This window comes from Kluyvera sp. Awk 3 (assembly GCF_028069715.1).
Lineage (GTDB): Bacteria > Pseudomonadota > Gammaproteobacteria > Enterobacterales > Enterobacteriaceae > Kluyvera > Kluyvera georgiana_A.
The window spans coordinates 28,737-47,611 of the sequence record NZ_JANEWH010000001.1 but is presented as its reverse complement, the minus strand read 5'-3'; the positions used below and the strand labels follow the sequence as shown (position 1 = coordinate 47,611).

The window sequence follows — 18,875 nt, the reverse complement described above, 5'->3', positions numbered from 1 at the left end:
ACAGATCTGCTACCGAGCCTATCATCGGCATGGTGCGCCCGTTGTGCCCGATGGCGCTACGCTTATCGTGCCTACCCGATTACGCCGCCCGACAATATCCATCACTGTAGCGTAAAGTTAGCCACCGACATTTGCCCCGCATCATCCATCACCACCAACTGATAGGCTCCGGTTTTCTCCAGCGTTAACACCAGACGGTCGTCCGCATCCGCCTGCGGGTCGCCGTTAAGGAACCACCAGCGCCGACCTTCTCCGCCATGGGCCTGTAGCACCACCTGCGCGCTACGCGCGCCCGGCAGGCGGCGAATGACCGCGTCATCCCGCACGCCAGTGAGCATCAGCGGTGCGACATTTTGCAACTGTCTCGGCGGGCAGATTGCTGAAACTGGCGGCAGTCGCGCCGCGCGGCGCTCCGCGGCGGGGAGCCACGGCTCCAGCGGGAGCGGCCAAACGTTAAGGGTGACCTCGCGAGCATCCGGGCAGTCCGCCGCCACCCGCTTGCCTGCGGTGTCCAGCCACAGCGGGAAACGGATACCCTGCATCCCCTCCTGTTCCGGCAACAGCAGCGTGGGCGGCAGGCTATTATCCAGCACCCAGGTCGATAACCGACGACGACAGTTACCGTCTCCCGCCGGCAGCGGCTGACCACCCGGCCAACAGATTTCCGCCGCGCTCACTGAGGCCGGCCTCGGATCGCGTCCTTCCTGCTGACGCACACCACGCGAAGCCAGTAGATTGTTCACCTGATTGAGCAGCGGGATGGCGCTGGCAAAACCAAATTGTCCGGCGACCGGTGTGCCATCGGGTCTGCCGGTCCAGATTCCGATGCTGTAACGCGCGTTGACGCCAATCGCCCAGGCATCGCGATAGCCATAGCTGGTGCCGGTTTTCCACGCCAGCGACGGCACCTGCGGTAGCGAAGCATCCGGCACAGGCTGCGCTTCCCCCGCCAGAATACGTCGAGTAATCCACGCCGCGCCTGGCGACAGCAGCGGGCGTTCAACCAGCGGATCGCTTGCCAGCATCCGCAATTTACCCACTTTCCCGTGACGAGCGAAGGCGCTATAGGCGGCGGTAATATCGGCCAGACGGGCGCCCGCACCGCCGAGAATCAATGACAAATTCGGCTCCGCCCCTGCCGGTAAGATCAGCGGCAACCCCGCATTACGCAAACGTGCGGCAAACTGTTTCGGCCCATAGGCGTCCAGCACCTGTACTGCGGGCAGGTTAAGCGATCGCACCAGCGCGTCGCTCATACTCACCGGGCCGTGGAAACCGCTATCGAAGTTACCAGGGCGATAATCGCCGATCCGCCGCGGCACATCCTGTAGCAGGGACGCCGGATGAATCAACGCGCTGTCCAATGCCATGGCATATAAGAATGGCTTCAACACCGAGCCGGGCGAACGAATTGCGGTGACCATATCCACGTGGCCAAAACGGCTGTCATCGGCGATATCCGCCGAACCGACCCAGCCGCGCACCTTCATGTCGCGATTATCCACCACGATCATCGCCAGCGAGCTGCGTGGCGGCAGCCGCGATTTCCAGTTCAGCGCTAAATCTTCCAGCTGCCGCTGTAGCCCGGCATCCAGCGTAGTGACAATTTTCTCTTCCCGGCTGCGGGCCAGCATCGCGCGGGCAAACAGTGGCGCCAGCTGTGGCATCTGACGCGGGAACAACCAGACCGGCTCTTCTTTCGCTTCGTTAACCACATTGGCAGGCCAGACGCCCTGCGTCAGCAGACGATCAAGCACTTTATTGCGTGCCGCCTGCGCCCGCTCGGGCCAGCGATCCGGACGCAGCCGACTCGGCGCCTGCGGTAAAACTGCCAGCAGCGCGGCATCAGCGTAGCTCAGATCGGCGGGCGGTTTGCCGAGATAGGCCCAGCTTGCCGCGCCGATCCCCTGTAACGTGCCGCCGAACGGCGCCCGGTTGAGATATAGCGTAAGAATGTCGCGCTTAGAGAGGTGCCACTCCAGCTGGAAAGCGCGCCAGAGCTGGCGAAACTTACCGCCGAAAGTGCGCGGATGCGGGTCCAGCAGCCGCGCCACCTGCATGGTGAGCGTGCTGCCGCCAGAGACCACGCGCCCGGCAGTGAGATCCTGCCAGGCGGCGCGGGCGATAGAAAACGGATTGACGCCGGGATGATCCCAGAACCAACGGTCTTCATACTGAATGAGGGCGTCGAGGTAACGCGGCGAGACCTCTTCAATCGTGACCGGGTAGCGCCAGATCCCCTCGGCGTCGGCAAAGCGCCACAGCGGGCTGCCATCTTCGGCGACCACGACCCGCGCGGGGGACACTTCATGCAGCGGCAGCGGCCACTGCTTATCCGCCAGCACAATCGCGCCGCAAAACAGTACCACCGCCCCGGCCAGCCAGCGCCAGACGGAGCGTTTCAAGCAGACGATCCGCATCTTACGGTACGACGATCAGCATATCGTCCGCCGCGCCAACTGCACGCCAGGCTGGCACATACATCGATTCCACCTGCGTTGGCGGCACCTGATAGGTCCCCGGCATCACCGCCCGCGCCAGATAGACCACCGTCACCGGCTGATTGGCATTCACTGCCACCGCGGCCACAAAGCGATCATCACGGAATTCCATATGTTGAATATCTGCCTGCTGCATCTGGTTTAGCCACTCCTGCACTTCGCTGCCGTTATCCTGCAGGTTCGCGCTACTGTTGGCCAGATTCTGGTTTTCCAGTTCCAGCCCGGCAGGCAGCATATCCACCACCAGCGCGTCCGGCACATTTTGGCTGGCATTGATATCCAGTTTCACCAGCACCAGTTCACCGCTGCGCAGCGAAGAGAGCGATTTACGCTGCCCATCAGTGCCATAGAACTGGCGTTCAATATGCAGCACGTTGCTGCTGGCCGCCGGAGCGTGTTCCGGGTAGCCGGTGCTATCGAGGCGCAGCCACAGCGGCTGCTGGCCGCTGTTGGTCACTTTCAGCGCCGAAAGCTGTTCAGCATCGATGTTACGCGTCAACGCCTTATCGCCCTGCAACGGCTGGCTGTCCAGCGTCGTTTGCGCCTGCCAGTTACCCGGCAGGTCCAGCACGCTTCTCGCCGCGAGAAACAGCGCATTATTCTCCTGTGTTGACAGCCAACGTTCGCTAAATGCCTGTTCGGAGAGGGTTTGCAGCAGCGCATTCTGCGCGTCCGGCAGCAGTTTGTTCTCTTCCAACAGGGCCAGCATCAGCGCGTTATCTCGCAGGTCGCTACCGTAGTCTGCCAACCAACGGGTCTGGTCCGAGCGTTTGGTGGTCAGCGCCAGCTGTAATGCCTGTTCACTGCGCGGCGCGTCGCCCATCGCCTTCAGCGCGATACCTAACTGCATCAGCGGCAGACCGGAGCGCGCCTGCTTGCGGCGTTCCCATAGCTCGCGTAACGCGCCCAGCGGCGCTTTTTGCTGTCGGGCCAGCACCAGCCCGGCATAGGACTGAATGGCGAAGCGGCTGGCGGCATTATCGTCGGTGTAGCGAACGCTCATCAGCCCCGGCTCCTGAAGATAGCGCAGCAGCCGGTTGTTGCCGTTGTTAATCGCCTGCGCCGGAACGCTATAGCCTTGCTCCGCCGCGCGCACCAGGAAGTCCATAGCATAGGCGGTCAGCCAGTACTCCTCCGGCCCTTCTTTATCCCACAGCCCAAAGCCGCCGCTCTCTTTTTGCATTTGCAGCAGCCGCGAGATACCGATGTCCACCGCCGCACGGCGTTTGTCATCACTGTCACCCGCAATGCCCAACGTTTTTAGCTGCGCGGCGTTGGTATAAAGCTGCGGGAACAGGCCGCTGGCGGTTTGTTCCAGACAGCCGTACGGATAGGCTTTCAGCTCTCGAATATAGCGCGCCAGGTTCAGCGGGGGTTTCCCGCTGAGCAGGAGCTGGCCCTGCTGTGTCACCGGCGAGAAGAGCGCGTTCTGGTTAGCCGGCACGCTCCAGCTTTCACCGGGTTGCAGCACCGCGCCGTTGTTCACCGTTTGCGCCGGGAAGGCCGGACGCACGCCAATTTTCCACTGCTTGTGCAGGTCGGCCAGCGTTTCGCCCGGCAGATTCATCCCCGATACGGTGACGTTCACCTCACCATCGCCGAAGCCATCACTGGCGCTGACGGGCACAAATAGCGTGGTGCGCACGCCCGGCTCCAGCGTCACCGACGACGGTTGACCGCTTTTCAGCGTCAACAGGCCCGTAGCCGCAATCTTCACGTTCAGCGTTTGAGGTTTATCGGTAAGGTTAGTGACGTCCAGCGTCAGTCGCGCGCTATCGCCACCGGCCATAAAGCGCGGGGTGTTCAGCTCGGCCACCACCGGCGCAGCCACCACCACTTTTTGTTCTGCGCTGCCGAAATCTTCGCTCGTCCACGCCTGCGCCATCACCCGCAGCTCGCCGTTAAAATCGCCGATTGGCAGAGTGATGGTACCTTCACCGTTGTCATCAAGGGTTACCGGCTGCGCCTGCTGGGCGATAATCATGACGTGATTCACCGGCGGTTTGCCGCCGCGGTTCAATTCATCGCCGTCGCCACCGAAGCGCAGGCTGGCAAGCCGCCCCTGACCTTCAATGACCTGGCCGTAGATATCATAGATGTCCGCGCCGTAACGTTTCTGGCCGAAGAACGCCTGCCACGGATCCGGCGTGGCGTAATCGGTGATATTCAGCACCCCGCTGTCAACCGCAGACAGCAGCACATTTACCTGCTTCGGCGCCGCGCCTTCCTTGCGATTCACTTTCACTTTGACGCTCAGCGGCTGGTTTGGCCGCATTTTTTGCGGGCTTTCCAGCGCCACGTTCAGTCGACGCTGTTCATCGCCCAGCGGCAGATGCAACACGCCAACCGCACGTTTCGGCGTCGCGGAACGTGATTTATCCCCCGGACGAACCACCAGCGTGCTCAGATAGAGGTCGTGACGATTCCAGCTTTTATCGACCGGAATAGACAGATCCAGCCCCTGAGCCGGGACGTCAATTTCTTGCCACCACAGTGGGCCATCGCTGGACTCTACCATCGCATAGCCCTTACCGGCCGCCGGAGCAGCTACGTGCAGCTTGATGGTATCCCCCGGCTGATAGCTCGGTTTATCAAGTTTTAAGGTCACGCGATCCGGTCGCGCCGCGCCGCTACCGTCGCTGTTATCCTGCCAGCTATAGCCTGCCCAGAAGCGCACGCTGCTGACCGCGTCATTCGGCGCTTTCACTTCCAGACGGTAAGCGCCCCACTCCACCGGGAAGCTGACTTTACCGGTCTCATCGGCTTTGAGATCCAGCGTCTCTTCGCCTTCCACCAGATCTTTTTGATCGAAGCGAGACTGCCAGCCGTCGCTTTCCGACCAGTTCCAGTAGTAGTCGCGGCGTTCGCGGATCAGCCGCACCTGCAGGCCGGAAACGGCTTTTTTGTCACCGGCAGCGTTGCTGTAAACAATGTCAAACGCGGCCTGGCTATTTTCTTCGACGATCGGCTGATTCACCGTGGTGTCGGTGCGGTAGTCATAGACCGCCTTGCTGGCGAACTGCGGGCGGATCCCCGGCAGTTCGGCGGCGGGCCAGATAGCCTGGCTCACCCGACGGGTTACCGGGCGACCGCCAGACTCCAGCAGGCTGGCCTGAAGAATCACCTGCAGCGGCGAGTGCGTTTCCTGCCACTGGCTGGCGGTGGTCACTTCTCCCCGCCCTTTGTCATCCAGCGTCAGATTCATTTCATCCAGGCTACGGGAAGTATTGTCTTGCGCAATATCGCCAAACTGGAAGCCCGGCAGCGCCGCGACCGCATCGCGCAGCGGGCGCAGGAACAATTTCCCCTGCAGACTGTTCCCGCTGGCGGGCGCGCCGTACAGATAGTAGCCGGAAACGGCGAATTTGACGTCGTCAGCGGGGGCCAGCGGCGTCGTCTGCGGCGTCAGGCTCAGCGCCATGCGCTCGGGCATAAAGTCTTCGATGTGGAAATCCCACTCGCGCAGCTGGTTATCGCCGGTGTTGGCGCGGATATGCCACATGCCGGTCGCCGCGCCGCTATCCAGCGGGTAGGTCAATTGATACAGGCCGTTCTGCGGCTGGCTCACCACGCTGCGAACCACCTGGCCGTCCGGTTTCACCACTTCCAGCTTCACCGGCTGGTCGGGCAGCGGCTTGCCGTCGCTGTCGCGCAGCAGGCCGTTGAGGATCACCGTTTCGCCGGGACGATAGAGATCGCGCGGGCCAAACATAAAGAACTGCTTGCGATAACCAGGATCGCCGGCAACATCGAACTCAGCCAGATCCAGCGCGGGCAGTTTCAGATCCAGCAACGTCGTCTGCCCGTCTTTACGTGCCAGCATCAATGCCGCGTCTTTGTCGGTTTGCAGCGTGGCGTGACCTTTGGCGTCGCTGGTCGCCTGCGCCAGCGTCTGACCTTTGTCGTTTAACAGCGTCAATTCAACTGCTGATTGAGCAGCGCCGTTTTCCAGGCTTTGGGTAAACACATCAAGTTGGCCGTGATAACGGTGCAGCGATACGCCGACGTCGCTCAGGGTAAACAACGTCGCGGCGTTACTGTAGCTGTATTGTCCCGCCGGGTTCATCACCGCGATGTAGACGCCAGACTGCTGTAGCGGCGCGATATCTTTCAGCGGCAGCAGCAGTTTTTCCCGGGTGTTGCGCGCCGGATTAAGGTCAAATCGCCCGGTGTAGACCAGATCGGCCATCTTCAACAGCTCATCCGACTCCCAGTTGCTCAGCGAACTGCGGTATTCCCACTGGCTGACGAACGCGGCCAGCGATTCCGGCTTCACGCGGAAGAAGTTCACGTCAACGTGCGGCACGTTGAGCACCATCACCGGTAGCCCTTCCACCACCTTGCCCGGCAGCAGCGATCCGCGGCTGGCAAAGCCGACGCTCGGCGCAATATCGCGGGTGGTCAGCGTTTTTTCGACGCTGGTGCCAAAAGTCGACTTATTCAGCGCCGCCAGCTCAGGATCGACGGTCACAATCAAGTCGCGTTTCGGTTCCAGATGGCGCAGCCGCAGCTCTTTGAGATTCGGCGCCAGCTCCCATGCGCCGTCAACCTTACCGTTCTTTTTGTCTACCAGGTGGACCGTTTTGCTGAAATCCTGATCGGGGTTAAGCGGTATGGAGAAAGTGAGCACCAGCGTTGCCGCGCCGTCGAGCTGCACTTCGGAGGCATCGAGCAGGGTAAGCGTTTTGCCCTGGCTCTGCCGGGCGAGTTTTTCAAGCTGGGCGGCATCGGGTTTTACCGGTGCGGCAGCGGCTGGCGTCGAAGGGGCTGCGGGTTTGTCGTCGTTTTTATTGTCGCAACCGGCCAACGTGAACGTCATTGCCAGCGCGAGTGCCAGCGTAGCCAAACGAAAGGGTTTCATCCTGTAACCTCTGACTGGTGAAGTCTGTTTGAGTCATCAACACAGTATTATGCCCCAGGGAGGCGTTTGCCAGTAGCTAAGGATCACATTGCTGGCCATCTCTCTGGGATGTTACTGCGATCACAACTCATAACGTAACATGTAACGTTATGCGTACTTTGTTTTTAAAACAATAAGATAGCTGGATTCCCCCGCCCTTCTGCTGCTACCTTTTGCCGGTCATGAGGTCTCATCTACGCGGTTCAACGTTGGAGAAAATAATGAAAAGAGCCGTTAATGCCCTACAAAATTTTGGTAAATCCCTCTACGGCCCGGTCCTGATTCTGCCGATTGTCGGGCTGTTTATCGCCTTCGGCAACGTGCTGGGCAACGGCAGTCTTGCAGAGTACGTCCCTTTTCTGGGCTACTCTGCGGTCCAGCATCTGGGGCAGCTGATCGCCAAATCCGCCGTTTCGCTATTGGTGAATCTGGCGATGATCTTTGCTGTCGGTATTCCCATCGGCCTCGCCGCTCGCGATAAAGGCTATGCCGCTCTGCTGGGGCTGGTGACGTTTATTGTGTTTATCAACGCCATGAACTTCACGCTGCAATGGCAGGGCGAACTGGCCCCGGCTGACCAGATGCGCACCGCCGGGCAAAGTATGGTGCTGGGCGTACAGGTGCTGGAGATGGGCGTTTTCGCCGGGATCCTCACCGGCGCGCTCACCGGGTATCTCTACAACCGTTACTCCGGCGTGCAGTTCTCCGGGGCGATGGCTATCTACTCCGGTCACTGTTTTGTCACCATCATCATTCTGCCGGTGGCGATTATCCTTGGCGTGGTGATGAGCGAACTCTGGCCATGGGCGCAGCACGGTATCAGCGCGCTGGCGCTGGCGATTAAAGGCTCCGGCCCGTTCGGGGTGGCGATTTACGGTTTCCTCGAACGTATTCTGGTGCCAACCGGCCTGCACCACCTGGTCTATACCCCATTTTTGTATACCGAACTGGGCGGTTCGCACGAGGTCTGCGGCAACCTGTACCAGGGCGCGCGCAATATCTACTTCGCTGAAATGGCCTGCCCTGACGTCAAACAGTTGAGCAGTACCGTGGTGTGGGACGCGCGCGGCATCAGCAAAATGTTCGGCTTACCTGCCGCCGCGCTGGCGATGTATGTCACCGCGAAACCGGAACGCAAAGCCGCGGCGAAAGCCATTTTGATCCCAGCGGCGCTGACATCAATGCTGGTCGGCGTGACCGAGCCGATTGAGTTTTCCTTCCTGTTCGTCGCGCCGCTACTGTTCGTGGTGCACGCCGTGCTGACCGGCATCGGCATGATGCTGTTCTCGCTGTTCGGCGTCCACGCCATCGGGGCCAACGGCATTATCGATTTTATTCTCTACAACCTGCCGCTGGGGACGGAGAAATCCAACTGGCCGATGTACATCGTGGTCGGGCTGATTATGTTCGCGCTCTACTTCGTCATCTTCCGCTTCCTGATCCTGCGCTTCAACATGAAAACGCCGGGCCGCGAAGAGGATGACCAGCAAACGAAGCTCTACAGCAAGCAGGAGTATCAGGCGAAGGGCAATAACGATGGTCTGGGCACCAGCATCATCGAGGGATTAGGCGGGCGCGACAACATTGAGGTGGTGGATAACTGCTACACCCGGCTGCGCGTCACCGTGAAGGACATCGCACGAATTAACGAGCCACAGCTCAAGGCAACCGGTGCGAAAGGCATTATTAAACAAGGTAATAACGTTCAGGTGGTCTACGGGCTGCACGTCAAAAAAATGCGAGAAGCCGTTGAGATGTTTCTCTGAAGGAGGCTATAACATGTTGAAATCCCCATTTATTCTGGCTATCGCCGGCGGTGGCAGCACCTACACGCCGGGCATTGTCAAAAGCCTGATGGTACGCCTGAGCGACTTCCCGCTGGCGGAAATTCGCCTCTACGATATTGATGAAGCGCGGCAAAACACCATCGCCCCGGTGGTGGAAAAGGTGATTCGCGACCATAGCCAGAGCATCAAATTTACCGTGACCACCTGCCCGGAAACGGCATTTAGCGGCGCGCACTTCGTCTTTGCCCAGATGCGTGTCGGCCAGTACAAAATGCGCGAGCAGGATGAAAAAATTCCGCTACGCCACGGCGTGGTCGGCCAGGAGACCTGCGGCCCTGGCGGCCTGGCCTACGGCCTGCGCACCATTCTGCCGATGGTAGAGCTGATTGACCTCGTTGAGCGCTATGCCGATCCCAAAGCGTGGATCGTCAACTATTCCAACCCGGCGGCGATTGTGGCTGAAGGCATTCGCCGTCTGCGACCACAGGCGCGGGTGCTGAATATCTGCGATATGCCGGTGGCAGCCATGCGCAATATGGGGGCGATTCTCGGCGTCGACCGCCACAAGCTCGATGTGGATTACTTTGGTCTCAACCACTTTGGCTGGTTTACCCAGGTTCGGGTCGATGGCGAAGACAAACTGCCTGAGTTACGTCGCCACGTGGCGAAATTCGGCCTGCTGACCGAAGACGCCGCGCAAACGGACCCGCAGCATGCCGATCCATCATGGGTGAAAACCTGGCGCAATATCAAACCAATTATGGATTGCTTCCCGGAATATCTGCCGAACCCGTATCTGCAGTATTACCTGATGCCTAACCAAATCGTCGAGCATCAGAACCCGGACTACACGCGCGCCAACGAAGTGATGGACGGGCGAGAGAAGAAGCTGTTTGCAGCAGCCGTGGAGTATCAGCAAACCGGTATTCTGCCGGATGCTTTCCACGTTGGCGTGCACGGTGAGTTTATCGTTGAAGTGGCCCGGTCTCTGGCCTTTGATTTACGCCAGCGCCATTTAGTGATCGTCGAAAACCAGGGCGCCATCGCCAATCTGCCGGACGATGCGATGGTAGAAGTCCCGGCCTACATCACCGCCAATGGCCCGGAGCCGGTGCGGATGGGCAATGTGCCGCTGTTCCACCAGACATTGTTGATGCAGCAACTGGCCTCGGAGCAGCTGTTGGTTGAAGCCACGCTTGAGGGCAGCTATGAAAAAGCGTTGCAGGCCTTTACCCTCAACCGCACCGTGCCGACAATGGAACACGCGCGCGCCATTCTTGACGAGATGATTGTCGCCAACCGGGATTACTGGCCGCAGCTGCAACATGCCTGGCAAAATGGTGAGGCAACGCGCTAATAAACCGCGGGTCGCTTGTCGGTGTGAGCAAAAACACCGACAATCTCTCTATGATTCATCAATGGAGGGTACCATGACCACTTCGTTTTTTGTTGCCGCCGACTGGCTGGCTGAGCACGTTGATGACCCGGAAGTACAAATTATCGACGCCCGTATGGCGCCGCCGGGACAAGAACATCGCGATCTGCACGCGGAATACCGCGCCGGGCATCTGCCGGGCGCGGTATTTTTTGATATTGAAGCCCTCTCCGACCACACCTCGCCGCTGCCGCATATGATGCCGCGCCCGGAAGCATTCGCCGTCGCCATGCGCGAGCTGGGCGTCAGCCGCGATAAACACCTGGTGATTTACGACGAAGGCAACCTGTTCTCCGCACCGCGCGCGTGGTGGATGCTGCGTACCTTTGGCGCAGAGCGGGTCTCTATTCTGGCCGGGGGGCTGGCCGGCTGGCAGCGCGACGATCTGCTGCTCGAGCAGGGAGACGTACAAAGCGCTGAGGGCGAGTTTGAGTCTACATTCCATGCCGAAGCAGTCAAACGACTGACCGACGTGCTGTTGGCCAGCCATGAAGGCTCCGCGCAAATCGTCGACGCCCGTCCGGCGCCGCGCTTCAATGCCCAGGTTGATGAACCGCGTCCTGGACTGCGTCGTGGGCACATTCCCGGCGCGCGCAACGTGCCCTGGGGCGATCTGGTGGTGGACGGTGAGCTAAAAACCACTGACCAGCTCGAAGCTATCTTTGCTCGTCAGGGTGTCGACTTACATCAGCCGATTATCGTGAGCTGCGGTTCCGGTGTGACGGCGGCGGTGGTCGCACTGGCGCTGGCCACGCTTGAGGCCGACGACGTAACCCTGTACGACGGGTCCTGGAGTGAATGGGGTGCCCGCGCCGACCTGCCGATAGAGCCTGTGCAGTAATGGATAATCGCCTGGCAACGCTGCTGACGCGCGGAGCGTCCTTAACCCGCGCGGAGTATCGGGTGCTGGCGCATTTGACAGAGCATCCGCTGCTGGTAGGCAAGATCACCGTCCGTCAGCTGGCGCAGGCGACATTTGTCTCCACGGCAACCATTATGCGGCTGTGTCAAAAGCTGGGCTTTAGCGGCTACAGCGAGTTTATCTGGCACTGTAAAAGCCTGCTGGCGGAAACGCCGCATATTGCGGCGCATCGCACTGAGTCCTGCGCGGAATTTCCCGAACTGTTCAACCGCTTTATCGCCAACTACCAGCAGTCTTTTCAGTGGGCAACGGCGGACAAGCGGCAGCAGTTTACCCGCCTGCTGCGCGAGCAGGAGAGCTTCTTTCTCTATGGCGCAGGATTTTCTTATCTCTTTGCCGAGTACCTGACGAAAAAGCTGCAGGTGCTTGGCAAAACGGCCTTTATTTCCGGCCCGGGCGATAGCCGGAACATCTTTCTCAGTAACGCCGCGCGCTACCAGGTGTTTATCGCGGTGTCGCGCAGCGGCGAAACCGAGCAGGTGCTGGATAAAGCGCGTATCGCCCGCAACGTGGGCATGACGGTCGTCGCCTTCACCCGCGCCTCCGCCAATACCCTGGCGGGACTGGCGGATCTGCATTTTGCGCTGTATGACGAAGCCGCGCATTTTGCCGCCGAAGCGGCGGATATCACGTCATTTGAGTCCAATCTGGTACTGTTGATGGATTTACTGCTGCTGGAGGCGACGGGATAAATTTCCCCGCTCGTCGGATATTTCACGTTTTTCAGCCACAAAAAAACCGCCTGTAACAGCGGTTATTTTGTGCTGGTCCGGTTCGCGGCCTTTCCAGCAAGCTACATTGCTAAAGCAATGCAGGCACACCATAGTGTGCATCATAGTGGCTTTAAAATCGGACAAAGTCAAGGTAGTAACAAGAGTGACTATTTGGCTGTTGATGTATAATCCATCCCGGCCCTTTCCGCCGTCTCGCAAACGGGCGCTGGCTTCGGGAAAGGATGTCCCATGGCCGTAAATGCAGGCACACCATAGCGCTTGCTATCGCAACATTATCGCCAGCGGTGCTGCTGTGATGCGGTCTTCGCATGGACCGCGCAATGAACAGACGATACTTCTGTATCGTGCTGATTGTTACTGCCGTCTTGTTTCTTCGCACCGACAGCGAACGGAGTCACTCCGTCAGCGCTGTTAGCGTGATAAGCAACGCGCAGGGCAAGTAAGCCAGGATGCCGCCCTTCGGGGCGGCTTTCCTCGGGTCAGATAATCCGGTTCTGCTTAAAATCGCGCAGGAAGCTGCCCCAGCGTTTTTCATAGAACGGCGTAATATGCGCCAGCATAAAGTGGCTGATGCCCTTCTCGCCTTCCACCACCTGGCAGATATCAATCGGCTCATCACCCGGCAGGGTGTCGGTGGCGACGCTGCCCGCGGCGTGGATAATCTCTTCGATATCCCCTTCCGCTTCAATGCCGATCAGCAGGTTTGGCTGCTCGTCCGCATGCTCTTTAATCGAGCACAGGAACGCGCGTTTGACCGTTTTCAGGGTTTTGAACAGCGTGGTGAGCGATTCCACCATCTGTGCCGGTGGCTCCGCCACTTCAGAAAGCAGCAGCGCGCTACCGCCTTCCAGCACTTCCTGGGTGCTCAGCGGGTTACCCTCTTCACCAATCAGGTGGCTGATTTCACGCGGGGTGAACTCTTTGCCGGTCGGCAGTTTGGCGTTGAGGAACAGCGTCTCGCCGAGGGTCATTTCAAACAGCGAGCGTACTGGCATGACGACGAACGACTGCTCGATGGTTACCGCCTGTTTCAGGGCTTCCAGTGAGGTGAAGAACGGGATAACGGAGGTGCCGTCATCTTTTTCCCAGTGCTGTAGCTCTAAGGCGCTGTCGTCGACAACCTGCTGGTCATCGGCGGCGGCGCCGGGTACCCAGACGGTAGACTCCAGCAGGGTGCGGAAAAAGGCCGGGCGATGAGCAGGTTCCGTCGCCGCTTGTTCCAGCAGCGTTTCGAGTTCGTTTTTGGTTTCGGACATAGTGGTTCCAGAAGGTATGGGTATCTTCCCCTCACCCCGGCCCTCTCCCCAAAGGGGCGAGGGAGAAAACCGAACAGTCCCCTCTCCCCTTTGGGGAGAGGGTTAGGGTGAGGGGAACAAATTACTCGGCAGTCAACAGGTTAGCAATCGTCCGCACGCCCAGCCCGGTCGCGCCCGCCGACCACTGCTCAACGGCAGCTTTACGGTAGGTCGCGGAGCAGTCGATGTGCAGCCAACCTTCATGATAGTTTTCCACGAAGTGGGACAGGAAGCCCGCCGCCGTGCTCGCGCCCGCCGGGTAGGCCGCGCTGCCGGTGTTGTTCAGTTCAGCAAAGTTAGATGGCAGCTGGTGACGATGGAACTCAGCCAGCGGCAGACGCCAGAAGGCTTCATTTTCCGCACTCGCGCTCGCCAGCAGGCGGTTAGCCAGCTTATCGTCAAAGCTGAACAGCGCGTGGTAATCATTACCCAGCGCGGTTTTTGCCGCCCCGGTCAGGGTCGCCGCATCGATAATCAACTCCGGTTTCTGCGCGCTGGCGTCAATCAGGCCATCGGCCAGCACCAGACGCCCTTCCGCATCGGTGTTCATCACTTCCACATTTTTACCGTTACGGTAGTGGATGATATCGCCCAGCTTGAATGCATTGCCGCTGATCAGGTTGTCCGCACAGCACAGGTACAGTTTTACGCGCTTGTTCAGACCACGGGTGATCGCCAACGCCAGCGCGCCGGTCACGGTCGCCGCGCCGCCCATGTCGGACTTCATGGAGTCCATGAATGCGCTCTGTTTGATGCTGTAGCCGCCGGAGTCGAAGGTAATACCTTTACCGACCAGGCAGGCGTAAACCGGCGCGTCTTTATCGCCCGTTGGGTTGTAATCCAGCGCCAGCAGAACCGGCGGACGTTCAGAACCACGGCCTACGGTATGCAGGCCAGCGTAGCCCTGCTCGCGCAGATCTTCACCTTTGGTGATGCGATAAGAGACGTTGTCGCACGCCACGCCGCACAGCAGATCTACCGCACGCTGCGCCAGTTGCTCCGGGCCTAACTCTTCCGCCGGGGCGTTGATGGTATCGCGAACCCAGTCGATGTAGGTCAGACGGTTATCCAGCTCCTGGCGTTGCGCATCGTCAAGCTCTGGCCATGCAACCTGACGGGTGCCTTTCGGCCCTTTGTAACCCGCCCAGAAAGCCCAGGCGAGGTCAACGTTCCAGCCTTCACCGCTTAGCGCAACATGCTTGATGCCCATGCCGTCGATTTTACGCGCCGCGCGCTGGATAAGGCCCGCATCGTCGCGGCCGGTCAGGTGCAGGGTAATCCCTTCATCATTAATGCTATAGGCCGCTTTGTCACCCCAGCGCGCATCGGCTGGCTGGGTAGACAGGGTAATTTTCATCGCTTCTGTCATTTTATTTATCCTTATTAGCAAACGGGCCGCCGAATGGCAGCCCGTTAGATCTTTTGCTAAATGATTCGCGTTGCAGGAAGGCGGCAAGTGAGCGAATCCCCGGGAGCATAGATAACTATGTGACTGGGGTGAGCGAACGTAGCCAACGCACCTGCGGCGCGAATCATGACGCAAAAATTATTCTGCTTCATCCAACCAGACTAGCAGAATTGCCTCAAGAATTTTTTCATTTGATGCCTGAGGATCGTCATCAAAGTCTTCGAGGTCGCAAATCCACTGGTGCATGTCGGTGAAACGTACCGTTTTCGGATCGGTATCCGGGAAGGTATCGTAAAGCGCTTCACCGATTTCACGGCTATCAGTCCACTTCAGTCCCATACTATCCTCTTAGTGCTCGCGCGCGTGGTTAATTGTGTAACGCGGAATTTCGACCACCAGGTCTTCATCCGTGACGCGGGCCTGGCAGCTCAGGCGGCTATCCGGTTCCAGCCCCCAGGCTTTGTCCAGCATATCGTCTTCGTCTTCGGTGCTTTCTGGCAGCGAGTCGAAACCTTCACGCACGATGCAGTGGCAGGTGGTGCAGGCACAGGATTTTTCACAGGCGTGTTCAATCTCGATACCGCTACGCAGCGCGGCATCCAGAATGGTTTCACCGGTCTCAGCTTCCACAACTACGCCATCCGGGCACAGGTCCTGGTGGGGCAGAAAAACAATCTTTGGCATATTAAACCTCGTCCACGGATTGGCCTTTCAGCGCGACACGAACGGATTGGTCCATGCGGCGAGCGGCAAATTCCTGGGTTTGTTTGTCAACGTTTTTAATGGCTTGTTCGATGGCGTCAGTGTCATTGCCCTCAGCTACCGCGCTCAACGCCGCAGCGGCCTCGTCAATTTCCTGACGCTCTGCGGCACTTAACAGCGCGGCATCGGCGGCAAGCGCACTGTGCAGGCTTTCCAGCACGCGCGCCGCTTCCACTTTCTGCTCGGCCAGCATACGTGCTTTCACGTCCTGCTCGGCATAGCTCATGGAATCCTGAATCATGGTGGCGATTTCACCGTCGGTCAGACCGTAGGACGGTTTCACCTGGATAGACGATTCCACGCCGGTGGATTTTTCCATCGCCGTGACGCTCAGCAGACCGTCAGCATCCACCTGGAAGGTGACGCGAATGTGCGCACCGCCCGCCGGGAGAGCCGGAATACCGCGCAGCGCAAAGCGCGCCAGCGAACGACAGTCCTGCACCAGTTCGCGTTCCCCCTGCATCACGTGGATGGACATCGCGGTCTGGCCGTCTTTAAAGGTGGTGAATTCCTGCGCGCGGGCCACCGGGATGGTGGTGTTACGCGGGATAACCTTCTCTACCAGGCCGCCCATGGTTTCGAGGCCCAGAGAAAGCGGGATCACATCGAGCAGCAGCATTTCGCTGTCCGGCTTGTTGCCGACCAGAATATCAGCCTGCACGGCGGCGCCAATCGCCACCACTTTATCCGGGTCGATGGAGGTCAGCGGCGTACGGCCAAAGAATTCGCCCACGCGCTCGCGCACCAGCGGTACGCGGGTCGAACCGCCCACCATCACCACTTCCAGCACCTCTTCGGCTTCCACGCCCGCATCTTTCAGCGCACGGCGGCAGGCCAGCAGAGTGCGCTTCACCAGCGCGGAAATCAGATCGTTAAACTGTTCGCGGGTCACTTCGCCTTTCCAGCCAGCCACCTCAACGGTGACGCTGTCGGCATCGCTCAGGGCGATTTTGGCAGCGATGGCGGCATCAAGCAGCTCACGCTGTACGCGGTTGTCGCTGCGATCGGCAATGCCTGCCTGTTCGCGAATGTAATCTGCCAGCAGGTGGTCGAAATCGTCACCGCCCAGCGCGGAGTCTCCGCCGGTGGCCAGCACTTCAAACACACCGCGGCTGAGACGCAGAATCGAGATATCGAAGGTACCGCCGCCCAGATCGTAGACGGCAATCACCCCTTCCTGACCGGAGTCGAGGCCGTAGGCAATCGCCGCGGCGGTCGGTTCGTTGAGCAGGCGCAGCACGTGCAGGCCAGCCAGACGCGCGGCGTCTTTGGTGCCCTGACGCTGTGCATCGTCAAAGTAAGCGGGAACGGTAATCACCACGCCGTCGAGTTCGCCATCAAGCGTTTCGGTGGCGCGCGCCGCCAGCGCTTTGAGGATATCAGCCGAGACGCGGATCGGGTTGAGTACACCGGCGTTGGTTACCAGCATTGGCAGGCCGTTTTCACTGGACTGGAACTGGTAAGGCAAGTGCGGGTAACGCGTCTGGATATCCGCCAGCGAGCGGCCCATCATGCGTTTTACGGAGCTAATGGTGTTGGCCGGGTCCAGCGCGGCGTTGGTACGCGCATCATAGCCGACCACGTGGCCCTGCGCCTGATAGTGCACAACAGAAGGCAGCAGGTGACGCCCCTGATTGTCGGCCAGCGTTTCCGCCTGACCGCTACGCACGGTAGCAACCAGGGAATTGGTGGTGCCTAAGTCAATGCCAACCGCCAGACGACGCTGGTGCGGCGCGGCGCTCAGACCCGGCTCACTAATTTGTAATAAGGCCATGTTAAGCTTCCAGAATCAGAAATCGAGCAGCTTTTCTTCGAGTAATTCAGCGCTGCTTTGGAGTTTATCGAGAAAACGCAGTTTACGTACGGTATCCGCCGCCGCGTCCCACGTCTGCGAATCAAGTTCCGCCACCATCTGCTGCTGGCGTTGGCTGTACATCGCTTTGATGCGCTTAAGCAGCGCTTCCAGACGGTCAGCGTCTTTCGCCTGTTCAATCTCGTCCAGCTCTTCACGCAGCTCCAGCTGTTCCATCAGGAACGCGGTATCGCGTACGGTATGCTGTTCGGAGGCCAGATCGAAGCCGTGCAGGGAGAGCAGATATTCGGCGCGCGTCAGCGGGTGACGCAGCGTTTGCCATGCCTGGTTGATATTCGCGGATCGCTGGACCGCCGCGAGCTGTTCAGCTTCGCTGGCGCTGGCAAAACGGTCGGGGTGATTCTGACGCTGCAGGTCCTGGAAGCGTGCCGCGAGGGCCTGAGTGTCTACGTGATAACCGGCTGGCAATCCAAAGAGAGTGAAGTAATCCATGACGTTCTCAGGGTTAACTATTTAAAACAAACCCCACGCACAGCAGTGGCGCTATGGTGGGGTTGGCAGGACACAAAATCAGACGTTAAAGCTTTCGCCGCAACCACACTCGTCTTTCACGTTCGGGTTAGTAAATTTAAACCCTTCGTTGAGACCTTCTTTGACGAAGTCGAGCTGCGTACCATCAAGAAATTGCAGGCTCTTACCGTCGATGACCACCTTCACGCCCTTGTCTTCGAAAACGGTGTCTTCTGCCGCCGGCTCGTCAACAAATTCCAGTACATAGGCCATACCTGAACAGCCGGACGTTCTGACGCCCAGACGCAGACCAAACCCTTTACCGCGGTTTGCCAGGAAGGTATTGACTCGCGCTGCTGCACTGTCGCTTAAGGTAATCGACATAAAAACCTCAACTCTTCTTAATTATTTTGCTTCACGTTTGCTTTTGTAATCCGCAATAGCGGCTTTAATCGCGTCTTCTGCCAGAATAGAACAGTGAATTTTCACCGGCGGCAGTTCAAGCTCGTCGGCGATATCGGTATTTTTAATCGCCTGTGCTTCGTCCAGGGATTTCCCTTTGACCCACTCGGTGACGAGGGAGCTGGAAGCAATGGCGGAACCGCAGCCGTAGGTCTTGAAACGCGCGTCTTCAATGATACCTTCATTGTTGACTTTAATCTGCAACTTCATCACATCGCCGCAAGCCGGCGCACCGACCATACCGCTGCCGACGCTCTCGTCGCTGTTGTCGAAGGAACCTACGTTACGTGGGTTCTCGTAATGATCGATTACTTTTTCGCTGTAAGCCATGATGAATTCTCCTTAT

At 59.0% G+C, this 18,875-nt stretch carries 15 protein-coding genes; 5 read left to right on the top strand and 10 right to left on the bottom strand.

Features of this window, described 5'->3' with window-relative positions; translation table 11 throughout:
- Window positions 1–101 precede the first annotated feature (101 nt).
- Both pbpC and NNN71_RS00200 read right to left on the bottom strand, forming a co-directional pair.
- Window positions 102–2,420, bottom strand: coding sequence for a peptidoglycan glycosyltransferase PbpC (gene pbpC, locus NNN71_RS00205; protein ID WP_271457631.1), 2,319 nt, complete (start codon window positions 2,418–2,420; stop codon window positions 102–104).
- A gap of 1 nt (window position 2,421) precedes the next feature.
- Window positions 2,422–7,362, bottom strand: coding sequence for an alpha-2-macroglobulin family protein (locus NNN71_RS00200; RefSeq protein WP_271457630.1), 4,941 nt, complete (start codon window positions 7,360–7,362; stop codon window positions 2,422–2,424).
- Between the two features lie 260 nt (window positions 7,363–7,622).
- Between NNN71_RS00200 and NNN71_RS00195 the strand changes: the two genes are divergently transcribed.
- The 5 genes from NNN71_RS00195 (at window position 7,623) to timP (ending at window position 12,722) form a co-directional block, all read left to right on the top strand.
- The gene (locus tag NNN71_RS00195) at window positions 7,623–9,167 is read left to right on the top strand and encodes a PTS transporter subunit EIIC (protein WP_249022896.1); all 1,545 of its coding nucleotides are present in this window, start codon (window positions 7,623–7,625) and stop codon (window positions 9,165–9,167) included.
- A gap of 13 nt (window positions 9,168–9,180) precedes the next feature.
- Window positions 9,181–10,545, top strand: coding sequence for a 6-phospho-alpha-glucosidase (locus NNN71_RS00190; protein ID WP_167575239.1), 1,365 nt, complete (start codon window positions 9,181–9,183; stop codon window positions 10,543–10,545).
- 73 nt (window positions 10,546–10,618) lie between these two features.
- A complete protein-coding gene (gene sseA / locus NNN71_RS00185) occupies window positions 10,619–11,464 on the top strand; it encodes a 3-mercaptopyruvate sulfurtransferase (RefSeq protein WP_271457629.1) in 846 nt (281 codons plus the stop codon).
- Window positions 11,464–12,237 (top strand): MurR/RpiR family transcriptional regulator, encoded by a 774-nt coding sequence (locus NNN71_RS00180; protein WP_163448280.1) that lies wholly within the window; start codon window positions 11,464–11,466, stop codon window positions 12,235–12,237. The genes sseA and NNN71_RS00180 overlap by 1 nt, the downstream gene beginning before the upstream one ends.
- A gap of 362 nt (window positions 12,238–12,599) precedes the next feature.
- Window positions 12,600–12,722 carry a small toxic inner membrane protein TimP gene (gene timP, locus NNN71_RS00175; RefSeq protein WP_271457628.1) on the top strand — a complete coding sequence of 41 codons (123 nt, stop codon included), beginning with the start codon at window positions 12,600–12,602 and terminating at the stop codon, window positions 12,720–12,722.
- Window positions 12,723–12,758: 36 nt separating this feature from the next.
- On the opposite strand, the gene sseB is transcribed toward timP, so the two are convergent.
- From sseB to iscU, 8 genes are all read right to left on the bottom strand, one after another.
- Window positions 12,759–13,535: an enhanced serine sensitivity protein SseB gene (gene sseB / locus NNN71_RS00170; RefSeq protein ID WP_249022892.1), complete on the bottom strand. Its 777-nt coding sequence runs from the start codon at window positions 13,533–13,535 to the stop codon at window positions 12,759–12,761.
- 121 nt (window positions 13,536–13,656) lie between these two features.
- Window positions 13,657–14,943 (bottom strand): aminopeptidase PepB, encoded by a 1,287-nt coding sequence (gene pepB / locus NNN71_RS00165; RefSeq protein WP_223803129.1) that lies wholly within the window; start codon window positions 14,941–14,943, stop codon window positions 13,657–13,659.
- Between the two features lie 177 nt (window positions 14,944–15,120).
- The gene (gene iscX, locus NNN71_RS00160) at window positions 15,121–15,321 is read right to left on the bottom strand and encodes a Fe-S cluster assembly protein IscX (protein WP_064543522.1); all 201 of its coding nucleotides are present in this window, start codon (window positions 15,319–15,321) and stop codon (window positions 15,121–15,123) included.
- A gap of 9 nt (window positions 15,322–15,330) precedes the next feature.
- The gene (fdx, locus tag NNN71_RS00155) at window positions 15,331–15,666 is read right to left on the bottom strand and encodes an ISC system 2Fe-2S type ferredoxin (protein ID WP_015963427.1); all 336 of its coding nucleotides are present in this window, start codon (window positions 15,664–15,666) and stop codon (window positions 15,331–15,333) included.
- A gap of 1 nt (window position 15,667) precedes the next feature.
- Window positions 15,668–17,518 (bottom strand): Fe-S protein assembly chaperone HscA, encoded by a 1,851-nt coding sequence (gene hscA, locus NNN71_RS00150; protein WP_163448283.1) that lies wholly within the window; start codon window positions 17,516–17,518, stop codon window positions 15,668–15,670.
- 15 nt (window positions 17,519–17,533) lie between these two features.
- Window positions 17,534–18,049 carry a co-chaperone HscB gene (gene hscB / locus NNN71_RS00145; protein ID WP_064543518.1) on the bottom strand — a complete coding sequence of 172 codons (516 nt, stop codon included), beginning with the start codon at window positions 18,047–18,049 and terminating at the stop codon, window positions 17,534–17,536.
- A gap of 78 nt (window positions 18,050–18,127) precedes the next feature.
- The gene (gene iscA, locus NNN71_RS00140) at window positions 18,128–18,451 is read right to left on the bottom strand and encodes an iron-sulfur cluster assembly protein IscA (RefSeq protein WP_004104506.1); all 324 of its coding nucleotides are present in this window, start codon (window positions 18,449–18,451) and stop codon (window positions 18,128–18,130) included.
- A 21-nt stretch (window positions 18,452–18,472) separates the two neighbouring features.
- On the bottom strand, window positions 18,473–18,859 hold the full coding sequence (gene iscU, locus NNN71_RS00135; protein ID WP_005120408.1) for a Fe-S cluster assembly scaffold IscU: 387 nt from the start codon (window positions 18,857–18,859) through the stop codon (window positions 18,473–18,475).
- Between the last annotated feature and the right edge of the window lie 16 nt (window positions 18,860–18,875).

Coding starts and splice junctions, on each gene's coding strand:
- timP (WP_271457628.1), top strand. CDS start 12,600: ATGAACAGACGATACTTCTGTATCGTGCTGATTGTTACTGCCGTCTTG.
- NNN71_RS00190 (WP_167575239.1), top strand. CDS start 9,181: ATGTTGAAATCCCCATTTATTCTGGCTATCGCCGGCGGTGGCAGCACC.
- hscB (WP_064543518.1), bottom strand. CDS start 18,049: ATGGATTACTTCACTCTCTTTGGATTGCCAGCCGGTTATCACGTAGAC.
- fdx (WP_015963427.1), bottom strand. CDS start 15,666: ATGCCAAAGATTGTTTTTCTGCCCCACCAGGACCTGTGCCCGGATGGC.
- iscA (WP_004104506.1), bottom strand. CDS start 18,451: ATGTCGATTACCTTAAGCGACAGTGCAGCAGCGCGAGTCAATACCTTC.
- sseB (WP_249022892.1), bottom strand. CDS start 13,535: ATGTCCGAAACCAAAAACGAACTCGAAACGCTGCTGGAACAAGCGGCG.
- iscX (WP_064543522.1), bottom strand. CDS start 15,321: ATGGGACTGAAGTGGACTGATAGCCGTGAAATCGGTGAAGCGCTTTAC.
- hscA (WP_163448283.1), bottom strand. CDS start 17,518: ATGGCCTTATTACAAATTAGTGAGCCGGGTCTGAGCGCCGCGCCGCAC.
- NNN71_RS00200 (WP_271457630.1), bottom strand. CDS start 7,362: ATGAAACCCTTTCGTTTGGCTACGCTGGCACTCGCGCTGGCAATGACG.
- pbpC (WP_271457631.1), bottom strand. CDS start 2,420: ATGCGGATCGTCTGCTTGAAACGCTCCGTCTGGCGCTGGCTGGCCGGG.
- pepB (WP_223803129.1), bottom strand. CDS start 14,943: ATGACAGAAGCGATGAAAATTACCCTGTCTACCCAGCCAGCCGATGCG.
- NNN71_RS00195 (WP_249022896.1), top strand. CDS start 7,623: ATGAAAAGAGCCGTTAATGCCCTACAAAATTTTGGTAAATCCCTCTAC.
- iscU (WP_005120408.1), bottom strand. CDS start 18,859: ATGGCTTACAGCGAAAAAGTAATCGATCATTACGAGAACCCACGTAAC.
- NNN71_RS00180 (WP_163448280.1), top strand. CDS start 11,464: ATGGATAATCGCCTGGCAACGCTGCTGACGCGCGGAGCGTCCTTAACC.
- sseA (WP_271457629.1), top strand. CDS start 10,619: ATGACCACTTCGTTTTTTGTTGCCGCCGACTGGCTGGCTGAGCACGTT.